The organism is Luteibacter sp. P4_D7_3 (assembly GCF_056401735.1).
In genome coordinates this window covers 1-15,515 of the sequence record NZ_JBFUIT010000068.1, presented here as the reverse complement: position 1 = coordinate 15,515, position 15,515 = coordinate 1, and the positions used below count along the sequence as shown (strand labels likewise).

Below are 15,515 nucleotides of genomic sequence, written 5' to 3'. Positions count from 1 at the left end.
ATGCCGACCCTGAGCCGACGCCCGCCCCGATCGCCTGGTAGTTCGATGCCAGCGTGGCGCCACCGCAGACCTTGAGCCGACGACGAGCGGTAGCACTCCAGCCCGCGCTGACCATCCATGGGGCCTCGGTACCGCCTGTATTTCGCGTCCTGCCCAGCGCAAACGAATAGCCGGTGGATGGCGCGATGGCGCCGGCCATGGACATCGGCACGACGAAGTGTTGCGACTCGCCGCCAGCGCCGGCGACGGTGACGTCCAGGTCGGCGCGGCGGTTGATACGCGGAATGTCTCTCAGTACGAACGGCCCTGCGGGTACCGCGGTGGAGTAAACGAGCACACCGTCCTGACGGATTTCGATACGTCCCTGGCTCTGGGCAACACCCTCCACGACGGCGCCCGCGCCCGGCGTGGCCAGGGCCTGCTCGCTCATCACCTGCACGCCGGTGATCTGGGCCCCGGGCAGTGCGGGATTCACAACATTGATCTCGCCGAACTGGAGCACCGCCCCGTGCTCGGCAAACGAACGTTGAGCGTACGTGTCGAGTACCTCGGTACGGTGTCGACCATCGATCGATGTCGACACCTGACGGCTGCGGACCACCCAATCGCCAGCGTTGAATCCCGTCTCGGTATTGGCGGACGCGTAGCGGCTGCGTTGCGAACCCCATCGGCTTTCCAGGCCGGTGAGATCGTAGTTGAAGAGCGCCGCTGTTCCACCGCGTGCATACCCCGACATATCTTGCCGTCGCTCGCGCAGTGCATGGGTGGGTACAAGCAGGGAGACCTCGCCACCGGCCGGATCGAGCTCGGCGTGCGCGGTGGGGAACATCGAAGCCAGGCTCAGGCAGGGCTGCGCCTTGGATGACTTCGTCAACGGATCGTGTGTCCGGGGCGACACGATCGCCGCGGCCTCCAGCAATCCCGGGTCGACGCAGAGCCCACCGTGATCGTCGAACCGCACGCTCACCCGTCCCAAGGATTGTCCATTGACCCGCAAGGACACCTCATGGAACCCGGCGGTAAAGCGTGGCGCGTCTCGAAAATAATCGGCCAGCTTCGGGTCGATACCGCGCAGCTTCAACATACCCACATCGAACTCGACCTCGTTGGCGCAGGCATCGGGCAGGTCGAGTACGCAAGCCAGCGGCAGTAACGCCAGCCGCAGATGTGCGCCTCGCAGTCGTCGGCTGGGCACAGGTGAACTCACGGTGCTCAGCGGGCGACGGTGGTCAACGGTGCATCGTACGCGTCCACGGAAAAACCATAGACCGTCGCGGGATACAGGCGAACCGACGTGGAAGCGTGCGCCGCCTCGGGAATCGGGACTACGTGGTGGGCACCCGGCAGCACGTACGCGGAGGGAACCTTCACCGACGCCATCGTCGGCAGCAAATGCACTTCCTGGCCCATGCGCACGACATAAGGCGTGTCGTTACGAACGGTCAGCTCGCCGTTCGCGATCAACCAGGTAAGACCCGTCCACGGTTCGCGGTTCAAGGGAAGCCCTTTCGGATGCACGATGACCGGGAGGTTCTGTCGGATATTCACCGCCACGGTGGCACGGCCTGGTTCGAGCTTGTTCTTCGGCGGGATGCCTTCGAACACGACGCGTTTGAGACGCTGCGTCGTCAGCGGTTTGGTATGGCGCAGGATGAAACGGACCAGCTGGTCCTGGCCTGGATCGACGCGCGACACCGGCGGCGTAACGAACAGCAACGGCTCGACGTCTTCGGGGATGTCCTGCAGGGTAACGTGCAGGAGCGACGGCCGCGTATCGCTGTTTCGCACCTTGATCGCTGCCTCGCCCTTGTCCTCGTAAACGAGGACGACCGAGGTTTCCGGCAGCATGCCGTCTGCGTGCACAGGTAATCCGGAAAACAGTCCGGCCAGCGTCAGGGCGAACACGAAGCGCGCCGACCGCCTGTGGGGCGCTATCATTCTCGACATGTCAGCTCTCCACGCGTGCGTTCCCGGCACGGGGTGCCGGGAACGCCGTTGCTCAGTAAAAGATTTCGATCGTCGCCTGGCCGGCGAGCTCGACCTCGTCGGTAACCACCGGATCCTTAGCGAGGACGGCCTTGATTTTCAGCGGCACGATGAGCGACGCGAGATCCGCGGGTTCCGTGGCCCCCGCACTCGTTGCGAAGGCAAATGCTTCGCCATCGTGATCGAACGCTACCGGTCCGGTCACCGCCGACGCCCAGGCTTCGCCGAGGCCGCCATCGGTCGACTTCAGCACGAAGTTGTTCGTCGACATGGAAGCCGCATCGATGTTCAGCGCAAAGTAGCCGTTGGGTTTCTTTCCTTCCTCGTTGAAGCCCAGGCTGTAATGGGAAGCGCCCGGCGCGGAGATACCGAGGTCGGCCCTGGCATCGGAGGCCTTGAGGCGGAACTTCGCTGAGGCACCCTGGCACTCGATGCTCAGGGAAGCTGTCTTTTCAGGAAGTTGCAGATCCTGACCCGGCGTGAAGTCCGACAGCTTCACCGGATCGAGCTTCACTTCGGAGGCACCTGCCAGCGATACATTGCAGACCGCCGGCGAGATCGTGCCAGTCACCGTGAGATGGGCGGTGTCGTCGGCCATGGCGGAAACGGGAACCAGCGATGCCAGGGCGACGCCGGTAAACAATGCAAGATGACGCATCTGATACTTCTCCTGAAGAGGCCGTTACGGCCGTAAAACTCCTGCACGCCCATGCGATGCGTCATGGCTGTGCGACGCGTCCCGCCAGCTATCTGACTGCTGCCGCCGGAGCGCGTTCTGAGAGGTCGGCTATCGTATCGATGACATCGTCGGACCGACATAGGATCACTCCTATTTACGGGCACCGATTCATTGTGGAGGCCGATTCATTGTGGGAGCCGATTCATCGGCGAACCCGCGGCAGCGGGCCCGCGTGCCGCGACCACCCATCGCCGCTGAAGCGGCCCCCACAGGCCATGCGCGCGCCGACACTCACCAGACTTTGTAAACCTGCCCTGTTTGTCGACCCTCGACCGACCGCGAGAACGCCATCGCGGCGCGCGCGGCGCTCACCGGCTCGAAACCACGGAAGTACGGCGCGTAGGCATGCATCGCTTCGGTCAGCACGGTCGGGCTGACGACATTGATGCGGATGCCGCGGGGTAATTCGATGGCAGCGGCGCGGACGAAAGCCTCGACGGCTCCGTTGACCGTGCTCGCCACCGCGCCGGACAGAATCGGCTGCTCGGTGAGGATGCCGGTGATCAGGGTGAACGAGCCACCATCGCGCAGATGCGGCGTGCCCGCGTTGACCAGACGTATCTGGCCGAACAGTTTGTCCTGCAGGCCCTCGAGGTACTGCGCCTCGGTGAGCTCGCCCAGCGGCGCGAACGGTACCTTGCCGGCGGTGGAAATCACGGCATCGACCGGCCCCACGCTGCGGAACATCGCTTCGACGCTGGCCGTATCGCGCAGGTCGACGCGCACGTCGCCGTGGGAACGGCTTGCGCCGACGATCTCGTGCCGAGCACCCAGTTCCTTCGCAACCGCCTTGCCCAGGGTGCCGTTGGCGCCCACGATCAGGACCTTCATATTCGCCTCCTTGGTGATTGATAACAGGAAAGAGTACGCTCGGTCGCATGAACCGTCGCGCCGCCCTTTCGCTGCCGCCGCCCATGGCCGATACCTCGGCGCTCGGCCGTGAGCAGGATGTGCTCGGCCTCTCGGACGAACCGTCGATCCACTACCTCGATCATGGCTCGCGTAGCCGGCTCATCCGTTGGCATTACCACCCGGCCTACGAGCTTCATCTCATCGTCGCGACTGAGGGTACCGCCTACGTAGGCGACTACGAAGGCCGCTTCGCGCCGTACACCCTGATGCTGACCGGCCCCAACGTGCCGCATAACTGGGTAACCGATACGACTTGCGAGCCGGCCGCGCTGCGCGATCGCGTGATCCTGTTCTCGGAAGCCTTCGTGCGTCGCTGCATCGAGTTCTTCCCCTCGGCCCGGCACGTGAAGTCCTTGTTGCTGGAGGAAGCACGCTACGGGATCGAGTTCGCGCCGAACCTCGGCCGGCAGCTGGAACCGTACTTCCGCCGGGTAGCGGAGAATCCCGGATTACGTCGCGTGGCGAGCTTCTTCGAGATGATCGAAGCCCTCGCCGACGACCCCACACGACGACCTCTCAGCAGTCGTCCCTTCCAGGCATCGGCCGACCCCAGCCAATCGATGAAACTGCACCGCGCGGTGACCTTCATCGACCGACACCACGCTGGCGACGTGTCGCTCAAGACCGTGGCCGAACGCCTGGGCATGTCCGAAACCGCCTTCTCGCGATTCTTCCACCAGCACACCGGATACCGCTTCATCGACTACGTAAACCAGACGCGCGTGCAACGCGCATGCGAGAAGCTCGTGGCTTCCCCAGGGTCCATTACCGACATCTGTTACGAGGTCGGCTTCAGTAACCTGTCGAACTTCAATCGCCGCTTTCTCGTCCTCACCGGCATGACGCCGCGCGAATATCGGATGCGACACAGGCAACCCGCCGCCGACCTGTAATGGCGCGCCGCGTCACGCGGTAGATCCCCGCTCCTGCCTGGCCCGGCCTGTATACGTACTTTATTGCTGCCTTCACGAGGTGCTGCACCGCAGCATTAGCGGCTTCGCAGCGGGCGTTTCCACGTCCCGCAAGGCACTCAATCTGCAAAAAAGTACGCATCTTCACCGGAAAACGACGAGACACGTATTGGTGGTCGTAGTGTCCTTGAACCTATAAACGCTCATCCATTCGGTTCGCCGTTGAGGGAGGCAAGATGAGCGATTATCGGAACGGCCTTGGAAAAGGTGTCGTCTCCGTCCTGTTCGCGACGTGGCTGGGAACAGCCGGGATCGCGTACGCCGACACCACGCTCACCATCGGCACGGTGAACAACGCGGACATGGTGCGCATGCAGGCGCTCTCGTCCGAGTACGAGAAGAGCCACCCGGGCGTGCACCTGAACTGGGTCGTGCTCGAAGAGAACACCCTTCGGCAGCGCCTGACCACGGACATCGCCACACATGGCGGACAGTTCGACGTCATCACCATCGGCGCGTACGAGGCACCGCTATGGGGCGCGCAGAAATGGCTCAAGCCGCTGGATAACCTTCCTGCCGACTACGATACCAACGACATCTTCAAGAACGTGCGCGAGCAGCTGACGGTCGATAACCATCTCTACGCCGTGCCTTTCTACGCCGAAGCCAGCATCACCTACTTCCGCACGGACCTGTTCGCCAAGGCGAACCTGACCATGCCTGCCGAGCCCACCTGGGATCAGATCCGTGGCTTCGCGCAGAAACTGCACGATCCCGATCACGGCGTGTACGGCATATGCCTGCGTGGCAAGGCTGGCTGGGGCGAGAACATGGCCCTGCTCGGCACCGTCGTCAACAGCTATGGCGGGCGCTGGTTCGATGAGCAATGGCATCCGCAGATCGACACGCCGGAGTGGCACAAGGCGGTCAATTTCTATGTCGACCTGCTGAAGCATTACGGCCCACCGGGCCCCTCCGATAACGGTTTCAACGAGAACCTCGCGCTCTTCGCTTCCGGCAAATGCGCCATGTGGGTGGACGCGAGCGTCGGCGGCGGCACCGTCACCGATCCGAAAGAAAGCAAGGTCGTCGGCAACGTGGGCTTCGCACGCTCGCCCCATGAGGTGACCGATCGCGGTTCGTCGTGGTTGTGGGTCTGGTCGCTGGCCATCCCGGACAGCACCAGGCAGCCGGATGCAGCGCGCGAGTTCATCCTCTGGGCCACCTCCAAGCCGTACTTGAAGCTGGTCGCCGAGAAGTACGGCGCTCAGGCCACGCCGCCCGGCACGCGTGAGTCCACGTATGCCAACCCGGCGTACATGACGGCGGCGCCGTTCGCCAAGGTGACGTACGACTCGCTAAAGGCCGTCGACCCGTCGCATCCGACGCTCAAGCCGGTGCCATACAAGGGCATCCAGATCGTCTCGATTCCCGAGTTCCAGGCAGTCGCCACCCTGGTCGGCCGCGAGATCGCCGGCGCCCTGGCCGGTCGCGGCAATGTGGACCAACTGCTGCACACCGCCGACGCCGCCGTCAGCCGCACCATGAAGCGTGCCGGCTACTACGACCAGAAACCGGTCATCTCGAAGGAGCCGCCGAAATGAGCGCGCGTATCCGTAAACGCCCGGAKCGGCTGCTCGCCCAGCCCGCGATCATCATGCTGCTGGTGTGGATGATCGTGCCACTGGCGATGACGCTGTACTTCTCCACGCAGTACTACAACCTGCTGTATCCCGGTAAATCGGCCTTCGTCGGGCTGGAGAACTTCGCTTACTTCTTTACCTACCCGAGCTTCTGGACCTCGATACTCAACACCATCATTCTGGTCGGCAGCGTCCTTGTCGTCACTGTCGTCGGTGGCGTGCTTATCAGCGTATTGGTGGACGAGACCTTCCCCGGCCAGGGCATCGTGAGGATGCTGCTCATCTCGCCATTCTTCATCATGCCCACCGTCGCCGCACTGGTATGGAAGAACCTGCTGATGAATCCCGTCTCGGGCTTCCTCGCCTGGGTGTGGAAGCTGTTCGGCGCCACGCCGGTGAACTGGTTCGCCGACTGGCCGCTGTTTTCCATCATCACCGTGGTGTCGTGGGAATGGTTGCCCTTCGCCATCCTCATCTTCGTCACCGCGCTGCAGTCGCTCGACCGCGAGCAGATGGAAGCGGCACGCATGGACGGCGCACGTGGCTTTGCGATCTTCCGTTACCTCACCCTGCCCCACCTCGCACGGCCCATCGCCGTGGTGGTGATGGTCGAGGCCATCTTCCTGCTCAACATCTTCGCCGAGATCTTCGTCACGACGAACGGCGGTCCGGGCGATGCGACGACGAACGTGCCGTACCTGGTCTACACGCAGGCCCTGCTCGAGTTCGACGTGGGCGCGGCTTCGGCCGGTGGCCTGGTGGCCGTGGTGCTCGCCAACATCATGGCGGTGTTCCTCATCCGCCTGATCGGCAAGTCGCTGACCGAGAAGACCTGAGGAGCAACGACATGACCCGGCGCAAACACAATCAAACCGCCCGCACGATCCGCATCATCGCTTCATGGATCGTCGCGAYCGTCGTCTTCTTTCCCATCCTCTGGATGCTGCTGACCAGCTTCAAGTCCGAACTCGACGCCTTCAGCATGCCGCCGCATTTCTTCTTCACGCCCACGCTGGAGAACTACGAGCAGATCCTCGCGCGCGCCAACTATTTGCACTACGCATGGAACTCCATCGTTACCGCGGGCGGCGCGACCATCCTCGGCATGATCGTCGCGGTACCGGCCGCCTATGCCTTCGCCTACCACCCGACACTGAAGACCAAGAACATCCTGCTGTGGATGCTCTCGACGAAGATGCTGCCCAGCGTGGGTGTACTCGTACCGATCTACCTGATCTGCCGCGACCTCAACATGCTCGATTCGAAGACGGCGCTGATCATCATCTTCGCGCTGATCAACCTGCCGATCATGGTCTGGATGATCTACACCTACTTCCGCGACATTCCGTACGACATCCTCGAAGCGGCACGGATGGATGGCGCCAGCACGGGTCAGACGATGTTCCGCGTGCTGATTCCGGTCAGTCGCGGTGGCCTCGCCTCCACCGCGCTGCTCTGCCTGATCCTGTCGTGGAACGAGGCCTTCTGGTCGCTCAACCTCACCACCGCCAGCGCCGCGCCCCTGACCGCGCTGGTGGCCTCATTCTCGAGTCCCGAGGGGCTGTTCTGGGCAAAGTTGTCCGCCGTGTCGACCCTGGCCTGCGCACCGATCCTGGTGCTCGGCTGGCTGTCGCAGCGCCAGCTCGTCCGCGGCCTCACCTTCGGCGCAGTCAAATAGGAGTCGCTCATGTCCCGTCTGGAAATCCGTTCGCTGCGCAAGTCGTTCGAGGGCGTCGAGGTCATCAAGGGCATCGACCTGGTCGTTGAGGACCGCGAGTTCTGCGTGTTCCTTGGCCCCTCCGGCTGCGGCAAGTCCACCACGCTGCGGCTGATCGCCGGCCTCGAAGAGGCTGACGAGGGGCAGATCCTTCTCGATAAGGACGACATCACCGACCGCGCCGTCGACAAGCGCGACCTGGCCATGGTGTTCCAGAGTTACGCGCTGTACCCGCACATGACCGTGCGCGAGAACATGTCGTTCGCACTGAGGCTGGCGAAGATGGACCAGCGCGCGATCGACGAGAAGCTCGGCCGGGCGACGAAGATCCTTGCGCTGGAGCCGTACCTCGACCGCAAACCCTCGGCCTTGTCGGGCGGGCAGCGCCAGCGCGTGGCGATCGGACGTGCCATCACCCGCGAGCCGCGCGTTTTCCTCTTCGACGAGCCGCTGTCAAACCTCGATGCCGCGCTGCGTGCGGCAACGCGACTGGAAATCGCGCGGCTGCATCAGGAACTGAATGCGACGATGATCTATGTCACGCACGACCAGGTCGAAGCGATGACGTTGGCCGATCGCATTGCCATCTTCAACGAAGGCCGCATTGCGCAGATCGGCAAGCCCATGGAGCTATACCACCATCCGGTGAACAAGTTCGTGGCCGGCTTCCTCGGCATGCCACAGATGAATTTCTTCGAGGCCACGGTCGAAGGCGGCAACGTGCGCCTCGACAATGGCAACAACGTGACCATTCCCGGTGCCAGCCAGTTGAATGGCAAGGTCACCATTGGCATCCGGCCCGAGCATCTTCGCGTCTGCGACAGTGACGGCACCGGCGAAACGGTTAGCGGCAAGCTCTCGGTCGTCGAGCGCCTTGGCAGCGAGACGTATGCCTATGTGGATGTGCCGCAGGTCGGCTCGATCACCGTGCGTGCCGACGGCGATTTCGAGCGGCGCGCGGGACGCGACATCTGCATTCGTCTCGACCTCACGCACGCACACGTGTTCGACGCCTCCGGCGCCGCCATCCATCATCCCTGAGACCGCCTCATGTCTGTCCCCCTAGGCAACGCCACACTCGACCGCCTTCCCCAGGGCGTCGATGCACCGCCCTTCGATCGCACGAAGGTCACCGCCGGCATCGCGCACATCGGTATCGGTGCTTTTCACCGTGCGCACCTGGCCATCTACACCAACCACGTCCTGGCCGATGTCGACATGCACGGATGGGGCATCCTTGGCATCAACCTTCTCGAGCACGATCGCCCGCTGGCGGAGGCACTCAAGGCGCAAGGCGGCCTGTACTCGGTCAGTGAATTCGATCCACGCGGCGTGCGGAAGACCCACGTCGTCGGCGCGATGGTCGAATACCTGTATGCGCCAGACGACGGTGACGCCGTGCTCAAACGCCTGGCAGACCCGGCCATTCGCATCGTCTCGCTGACGATTACCGAGGGCGGTTATCTGATCGACGAGCACGGCACGTTCCGCCTCAACGATGAAACGGTGGCGCACGACTTGAAACACCCCGACGCCCCCAGGGGCGTCTTCGGCTTCATCGTCGGCGCGCTCGAGTCACGGCGCAAGGCTGGCGTCGCACCGTTCACCGTCATGTCCTGCGACAACCTGCGCCACAATGGCTCGCAGGCGAAGAAGGCGGTGCTCGCGTTCGCCAACGCGCGCTCGAAGGAACTGGCCGACTGGATCGACGAGGAAGTGGATTTCCCCAACGGCATGGTCGACCGCATCACGCCGGCGACCACGCCAGAGGTACGCGACCAGCTCAATGCCGCCACCGGCCTCGACGACAAGGCACCCGTCGTCTGCGAAGACTTCATCCAGTGGGTGCTTGAAGACAAGTTTCGTCAGGGCCGCCCGGCCTGGGAACGTCACGGTGTGCAGATCGTCGACGACGTCTCGCCGTATGAAGACGCGAAGATCCGCCTGCTCAATGGCTCGCACCAGATGCTCTCCTACCCGGCCTTCCTTTCCGGGCATCGGCAGGTCGACGTGGCGGTGAGGGATCCGCTGTTCAACACGTATCTGACAGGCTTCCTCAACGAGGACGCCGGCGTCTGGCTCACGTCGCTGCCCGGCATGGATCTTGACCCGTACAAGAAGAAGCTGCTCGATCGTTTCAGCAACGCCTCCATCGCGGACCAGCTCGACCGCTTGTGCCTGGACGGCGGTTCGAAGATCCCCGGCTTCCTCGGCCCGACGATCACCGCCTGCCTGGAGAACGGCAAGGATGCGCGACGCCTGGCTTTCCTGCTCGCCGCCTTCGACCGCTATGTGCGGGTGGGCAAGGACGACCACGGCGAGGCTTATCCGCTGCGGGAGCCCAACGCGATGCGACTGGTTCAGCCGCTCATCGACAGCGGCTCAAAGGACACCCTGATCGAAAGCGTGGAGCTGGTCGGCCCGCTCCCCGCGAAGGACAGACGCTTCCGCAAGCAGTACGACACCTATGTAACGTCTCTGGAGAAGAAGGGCGTGCGCGCGACGCTGGAGAACCTCGATGCCCTCGTCGACTAAAGGGTAACGGTATCGTCGCAGGCGCTTCACCGCCTCGAACCTACGTTGAACGCCTTCCCCGTAGTCGAGTGAGGTTCCCGCCGATGCCGTACAACCCGAGCAATCCGCAACCGCCCTTCGCCGAGCCGGGCAAGAACCGCCCGGATAGCGAGATCCGCAAGCCCGGCAGCTATAAGCCCGAGTACGATGCGGACCCCGAACCGCCTGAGGACAATGATCCCATTGAGCCGCTCAAGCGTTGATGTGTTTCCCAGGGCGCCGAAAGGCGCCCTTTTTTTGGCTAGACTTCCCCGCATGAGCCCCCCACCCAAGAAGCCCCAGCCGCGGCGCGCGGCGCCGCCGTCCGCGCGCAAGGTCGCCCCGCCGAAGCCCGTCGCCCGGCCCGCCGATGCTTCGACCACGGCCGAGCGCGTGCTTGCCTTCCTTCTGAAGGGCCTGCCGCCGGCGCGACGCGAGAAGATCCACGCGTACCTCGTGCTCACCCGCATGGACCGGCCCATCGGCGCCCTGCTGCTGCTCTGGCCGACCTGGTGGGCGCTGTGGCTGGCAGCGAAGGATTTTCCGCCGATCGGTTCGCTGCTCATCTTCACCCTGGGCGTGTTCGCCATGCGCTCGGCCGGCTGCGCGATCAACGACTATGCGGACCGCAAGCTTGACCCCCAGGTAGCGCGCACCGCAGGCCGGCCAATCGCCAGCGGGCGGGTCACGCCGCGCGAGGCGCTGTACGTCTTCGCCGGATTGCTGGTCTTCTCGTTCCTGCTGGTGCTGTTGACCAACCGGTTGACCATCCTGCTTTCGTTCGGCGGTGCCGCGCTGGCTGCCATCTATCCGTTCTGCAAGCGCTACACCAACCTGCCGCAGGTAGTACTCGGTGCCGCCTTCGGCTGGTCCATCCCGATGGCATTCGCCGCGGTGACCAACAGCGTGCCGCCCGTCGCCTGGCTCCTCTTCATCGGCAATATCCTGTGGTCGGTGATCTACGACACCGAATACGCCATGGTCGATCGCGAGGAAGACATCAAGGCCGGTGCGAAGTCCACCGCGATTCTTTTCGCCGATGCGGACCTGGTCATCATCGGCATCCTGATGGGTACCTTCCTGCTCACGATGTTGCTGGTCGGTACGCGGTCGGCGCTGGGCTGGCCTTACTGGCTCGGTCTTGCCGCCACGGCCGGCCTGTTCGCGTACCAGCAATGGCTGATGCGCGACCGCGCACGCGATGCGTGCCTTCGGGCGTTCCGCCACAACAACTGGGTCGGCCTCGCTCTATGGCTCGGCATCGTGATCGCGCTGGCTCTGTGACTCAGGAGCCCGGCGTGCCGGGGGTTCCGAACTGCCGCCGCCACGCGTAGGCGACCAGATGCCAGGGATGAAACACGAAGCTCAGGCTGTGATCGCCCGCGGGCACACAGACCGCGCGGAACATGCCGTTGGCCCGGTGCACCGCAAGGGGTATGCCGTCCAGTTCCGCCTCCCAGCCGGGATAGTCGAGCTCGCCCGCCACGATCCACCCTGCTTCGGTCGAGCGGGTCAACAGATCGATGCGCGTATGCGTGCTGGCACGGACACGCGCGTCCACGATGCCACCGCATGAGAGCGAGGTGGCGCGCCCCACCACGAAGTCATCGTTGTCTCGGGGGGTCAGCCAGAGCGTCGTTGCGAAGTCGGTCGCTTCGAAGTCGGACGCAGCCGGCCATTCATCCACGGCCAGCGAGCGCGACAGGGTCGGGTTGAGAAAGCGCGGGTAGGCCGTCTCGCGGCGCCAGATGTCGACATCCCTGCCCGCCTGCACCATGTGGTGCTGAGGCGGTGGCGTATATGGCGGCAGGTCGGTGCGATGCCCGACCACCACATAGCGGACACCGAGCAGATCATCCAGCCGGTTCGTCGGACTGACGTTGTACGGCACCCCCACGGCCGGCACGCTGCTGCTCTCTCGCGGCCCGTACCAGGTTTCATACAGCGCATAACGCAGGGGGTTGTATCCCTGCGTGGACGACATGCCCGTGACGATGACCGTGTTGTCCCAGTTCGTATTCGTGTTCGTGGTGGTGATCCGATCGGCCATGCCGACCTGGCCGGATGAGAGCTGCTCGGACAGATAGCGCACGGCGGGATGGCGTGCGAAACGCGCAGCACCGTCGCCGCCCTCGTTGAAGGTGCCATTGAGGTTGAAGCTGCGGTAGTCCGCAACGAGCACCGCCACCAACCAGACGGCGGCGCGCCAGTCGCTGCCGGGTTTTCGCAGCCGCCAGAGGGCAAAGGCGGCGACCGCCACGCAGACGAAAGAACTGCCGTGATGCATCGACGCGGCCAGGACAGCCAGCCAGGCCGTCGCAACGACCAGCAGGACGGTGAGCTCGCGGCGTGACTGCAGGTCGATCCGGCTGGCCGCGATGCCGCTGACGAAGGCGAGGGCAAAGTTGAGCAGGTAGGCCGCATCGGCGGGGCGCCGAAAGTGAACCAGCCCGGGCAACCAGGCATAGAGCCAGCCGTACAGCGGCGTGTGGGTTCCGAGCATGTAGAGGCTGGCAGCGACCGCCACGGCACCGAAGAACACCAGGGTCCGACGGGTCGCGCCGTCCGACCATGCGCGCTTCAGCCCGAACAACGCCAGAAGCGGCACGACGCCGATATAGAGGAAGCCCTCGATCACGTCGACGGGCGAGTGCGCCAGGTCACGCTGCGCGTTGAACGCATTGGGATGGACGAGAAAGGCGAAGGTACGCAGATCGAGCGAGCCGACCGTCGCGAACGAGAGGGGCAATGCGTTCCGGTTCGACAGGCTCATCGCCGCCCAGCTGAAAGCCAGCTGCGGCAGACCCACGACGAGGGCGACGACCAGGGCCATCGCCATGGCCATGGCCAGCGCCCGACGCTGCGCGACCGTAACGGCGGACCACTGGCGCACGACCGCCACGGCGCCGTAGGCGGCGATCATCAGGACGAACAGGTAAGTCACCTGGACCAGCTGGGTCACCATCGCACCGGCGGCGAAGCCCAACAGGCAGCCGAACCCGATCGACGGCCGGGAAAGCAGGTAGCGAAGAGCCAGCAGTACGACGGGAACGTAGGCGTAGGCAATGACGATCGGCGTGTGCTCCAGCCGGGAAGCCGCCACGCCACCGGCCATGAAAACCGTCGCCCCGACCAGACACCCCAGTGCATTGGCACCGTGCCTGCGAAGGAGGTCGAGCATGGCCGCACCACCGAGCAGGAGATGCAGGAGCACGCCCCAACAGAACCAGACGGCACCGGGCTCTGCGCGCAACACCATCCAGGCCATCAGGAGCGGCGAAAACATCATCCCCTGGGGATCGCCGATCTGGGCGTAACCGCCGTAGATATACGGGTTCCACCAGGGCCATTGGCCGCTACGCAGGGCATGCGCGTTGAAATACACCGTGGGATAGAACTGATCGATGGCATCCCAGGGCAGCACCCGCCCCATGAACAGCACATTGAAATTCAGCAGCACCCAGACGACGCAAAGGGCCAGCAGCAGGCGGCGGTAGGAGGTGGTCTCGGGGATCAAGGCGGCGCGCCGGCGCTCAAGGGGGGGCGGCGGGAGTGTATAGGATCTTGCGACAGCCTCAGTTTTCTGCGCGCACCGCTCCGTGCCGGGCCCGGTCGCCTCACCCGCACCCGCTCTGTGATCGTCGTCACGCTGTGAGCGTCCCATGACGATTTATCACGATTGAAACCGCATGGTCATGCGAGGTGAGTCGATCCGTCATGAGTAACGCATAAGTTCCTACGGGTTGTGTTGCCCCCTCCCCGGAGCGTTAGCCCATGTTGCGTACCAAGCCCCTCCACCGCGCTATTCGTGCGGTGCTAGCCGCTGCTTTGCTCGTCGCCGCCGCCTCGACTGCCCACGCCGACGACACGCCGCCGCAGAAGAAAACCACCGATCTCGACAACGTGGTGGTGACTGCCCGCTCGGGCATCGAGACCCGCACCAAGGCCGAGACGAGCTACTCCATCACCACCATCGACGAAGATCGCCTGCGCATGCAGGCGCCGACGAGCGTCACCGAGGCGGTCAAGTCGGTGCCGGGCTTCTGGGTCGAATCCTCCGGCGGCGAGGCCTCGGGCAACATCCGTGCGCGCGGCATCCCGGTGGACGGCTACGGCTCGGTCACCCTGCTCGAAGACGGTATTCCCGTGCAGCACGATCCCGCCCTGGGCTACCTCAACGCCGACCAGGTGTTTCGCCTCGACGAAACCATCGAGCGCGTCGAAGTCGTCCGCGGCGGCCCATCGTCTATCTTCTATTCGAACGCACCGGCAGGCGCGATCAACTTCATTCCGCGCCAGGCTGGCGACACACCCGAGGGACTGATCAAGTACACGGTGGGTAACTATTCGTTGAACCGCCTGGACTTCTGGTACGGCACGCCCATTGGCGGCGGCTGGAAGCTGGGTGTCGGTGGCTTCTGGCGCGTGGATGACGGCCAGCGCAACCCGGGCTATCGCGCCAACGACGGCGGTCAGCTGCGCGCCACGCTGTCGAAGAAGCTCGAGAACGGCGATATCAGCTTCGACGTGAAGCACATGGACGACAAGGTGGCCCTGTACCTCGGCGTGCCGATGCGAACCAATGGCAACGGCGACATTCGTGCCGTGCCGGGTTTCAACGGCAACTACGGCACGCTGGCAGGCCCGGAGACCGAACACCTGCAGATGCGCGAGGGCGACGGCAGCCTCTACAACTTCGACAATAGCGAAGGCACCCACGTCAAACGCACGCAGGTATCGTTCAAGTTCGATCACGACCTCGGCGACGACTGGAAGCTGGCCGAGTCCATGCGCTACAACACCACGGATACGCAGCGCAACGGCGTTTTTCCCAACGCCTTGCAGAGTGCATCGTCGTTCATCACGCAGGACAGCAAGCGCCTTTCGCTCATACCGGGCGCCACCGCGCTGCAGTTCCGCTACGTGGACAACCCGGGCCAGGTGTTCAACACGGCCAACCAGAACGGTAACGGCCTTGTTCTCACCGACGGCCTGCGCGGCGTGACGATGCCGGTGAACGAGTTCATCAACGACACGCGTGTCCTGCGCCAGTT

The 15,515-nt window shown here is 64.1% G+C and carries 14 protein-coding genes; 9 read left to right on the top strand and 5 right to left on the bottom strand.

Going from position 1 to position 15,515, the window contains the following annotated elements:
* The 4 genes from AC1DSN_RS08840 to AC1DSN_RS08825 form a co-directional block, all read right to left on the bottom strand.
* The coding region (locus AC1DSN_RS08840) for a fimbria/pilus outer membrane usher protein (RefSeq protein WP_477330346.1) at positions 1-1,195 on the bottom strand (1,195 nt) is incomplete at its 3' end.
* Between the two features lie 17 nt (positions 1,196-1,212).
* Entirely contained in the window at positions 1,213-1,947 is a 735-nt protein-coding gene (locus tag AC1DSN_RS08835) for a fimbria/pilus chaperone family protein (RefSeq protein WP_477330345.1), read from the bottom strand.
* A gap of 52 nt (positions 1,948-1,999) precedes the next feature.
* Entirely contained in the window at positions 2,000-2,644 is a 645-nt protein-coding gene (locus AC1DSN_RS08830) for a DUF1120 domain-containing protein (RefSeq protein WP_477294928.1), read from the bottom strand.
* A gap of 312 nt (positions 2,645-2,956) precedes the next feature.
* On the bottom strand, positions 2,957-3,556 hold the full coding sequence (locus AC1DSN_RS08825; protein WP_477330343.1) for a short chain dehydrogenase: 600 nt from the start codon (positions 3,554-3,556) through the stop codon (positions 2,957-2,959).
* Positions 3,557-3,603: 47 nt separating this feature from the next.
* On the opposite strand from AC1DSN_RS08825, the gene AC1DSN_RS08820 reads away from it, so the two are divergent.
* The 8 genes from AC1DSN_RS08820 (at position 3,604) to ubiA (ending at position 11,745) form a co-directional block, all read left to right on the top strand.
* On the top strand, positions 3,604-4,530 hold the full coding sequence (locus AC1DSN_RS08820) for an AraC family transcriptional regulator (protein ID WP_082878979.1): 927 nt from the start codon (positions 3,604-3,606) through the stop codon (positions 4,528-4,530).
* Between the two features lie 254 nt (positions 4,531-4,784).
* On the top strand, positions 4,785-6,152 hold the full coding sequence (locus AC1DSN_RS08815) for an ABC transporter substrate-binding protein (RefSeq protein ID WP_477330341.1): 1,368 nt from the start codon (positions 4,785-4,787) through the stop codon (positions 6,150-6,152).
* Entirely contained in the window at positions 6,149-7,027 is an 879-nt protein-coding gene (locus tag AC1DSN_RS08810) for a carbohydrate ABC transporter permease (protein ID WP_477330339.1), read from the top strand. Before AC1DSN_RS08815 ends, AC1DSN_RS08810 begins: the two co-directional genes overlap by 4 nt.
* 11 nt (positions 7,028-7,038) lie before the next feature.
* Positions 7,039-7,869, top strand: coding sequence for a carbohydrate ABC transporter permease (locus AC1DSN_RS08805; protein ID WP_477330337.1), 831 nt, complete (start codon positions 7,039-7,041; stop codon positions 7,867-7,869).
* A gap of 9 nt (positions 7,870-7,878) precedes the next feature.
* Positions 7,879-8,949, top strand: a complete 1,071-nt coding sequence (locus AC1DSN_RS08800) for an ABC transporter ATP-binding protein (RefSeq protein WP_477295859.1) — start codon at positions 7,879-7,881, stop codon at positions 8,947-8,949.
* 9 nt (positions 8,950-8,958) lie between these two features.
* Positions 8,959-10,443 carry a mannitol dehydrogenase family protein gene (locus tag AC1DSN_RS08795; protein WP_477295858.1) on the top strand — a complete coding sequence of 495 codons (1,485 nt, stop codon included), beginning with the start codon at positions 8,959-8,961 and terminating at the stop codon, positions 10,441-10,443.
* An 83-nt stretch (positions 10,444-10,526) separates the two neighbouring features.
* Positions 10,527-10,685, top strand: coding sequence for a hypothetical protein (locus AC1DSN_RS08790; protein WP_154670741.1), 159 nt, complete (start codon positions 10,527-10,529; stop codon positions 10,683-10,685).
* Positions 10,686-10,854: 169 nt separating this feature from the next.
* Positions 10,855-11,745, top strand: coding sequence for a 4-hydroxybenzoate octaprenyltransferase (gene ubiA, locus AC1DSN_RS08785; RefSeq protein WP_477295861.1), 891 nt, complete (start codon positions 10,855-10,857; stop codon positions 11,743-11,745).
* 1 nt (position 11,746) lies between these two features.
* Here ubiA and AC1DSN_RS08780 read toward each other — a convergent pair whose 3' ends face one another.
* Positions 11,747-13,978, bottom strand: coding sequence for a hypothetical protein (locus AC1DSN_RS08780; RefSeq protein WP_477330335.1), 2,232 nt, complete (start codon positions 13,976-13,978; stop codon positions 11,747-11,749).
* Positions 13,979-14,235: 257 nt separating this feature from the next.
* Here AC1DSN_RS08780 and AC1DSN_RS08775 point away from each other — a divergent pair.
* On the top strand, positions 14,236-15,515 hold a 1,280-nt coding region (locus tag AC1DSN_RS08775), incomplete at its 3' end, for a TonB-dependent receptor (protein WP_477330333.1).

What these genes read in the sequence shown, in the direction of transcription:
- AC1DSN_RS08830 (WP_477294928.1), bottom strand. Translation starts at nt 2,644, where the DNA reads ATGCGTCATCTTGCATTGTTTACCGGCGTCGCCCTGGCATCGCTGGTT.
- AC1DSN_RS08790 (WP_154670741.1), top strand. Translation starts at nt 10,527, where the DNA reads ATGCCGTACAACCCGAGCAATCCGCAACCGCCCTTCGCCGAGCCGGGC.
- AC1DSN_RS08820 (WP_082878979.1), top strand. Translation starts at nt 3,604, where the DNA reads ATGAACCGTCGCGCCGCCCTTTCGCTGCCGCCGCCCATGGCCGATACC.
- AC1DSN_RS08815 (WP_477330341.1), top strand. Translation starts at nt 4,785, where the DNA reads ATGAGCGATTATCGGAACGGCCTTGGAAAAGGTGTCGTCTCCGTCCTG.
- AC1DSN_RS08835 (WP_477330345.1), bottom strand. Translation starts at nt 1,947, where the DNA reads ATGTCGAGAATGATAGCGCCCCACAGGCGGTCGGCGCGCTTCGTGTTC.
- AC1DSN_RS08825 (WP_477330343.1), bottom strand. Translation starts at nt 3,556, where the DNA reads ATGAAGGTCCTGATCGTGGGCGCCAACGGCACCCTGGGCAAGGCGGTT.
- AC1DSN_RS08795 (WP_477295858.1), top strand. Translation starts at nt 8,959, where the DNA reads ATGTCTGTCCCCCTAGGCAACGCCACACTCGACCGCCTTCCCCAGGGC.
- AC1DSN_RS08800 (WP_477295859.1), top strand. Translation starts at nt 7,879, where the DNA reads ATGTCCCGTCTGGAAATCCGTTCGCTGCGCAAGTCGTTCGAGGGCGTC.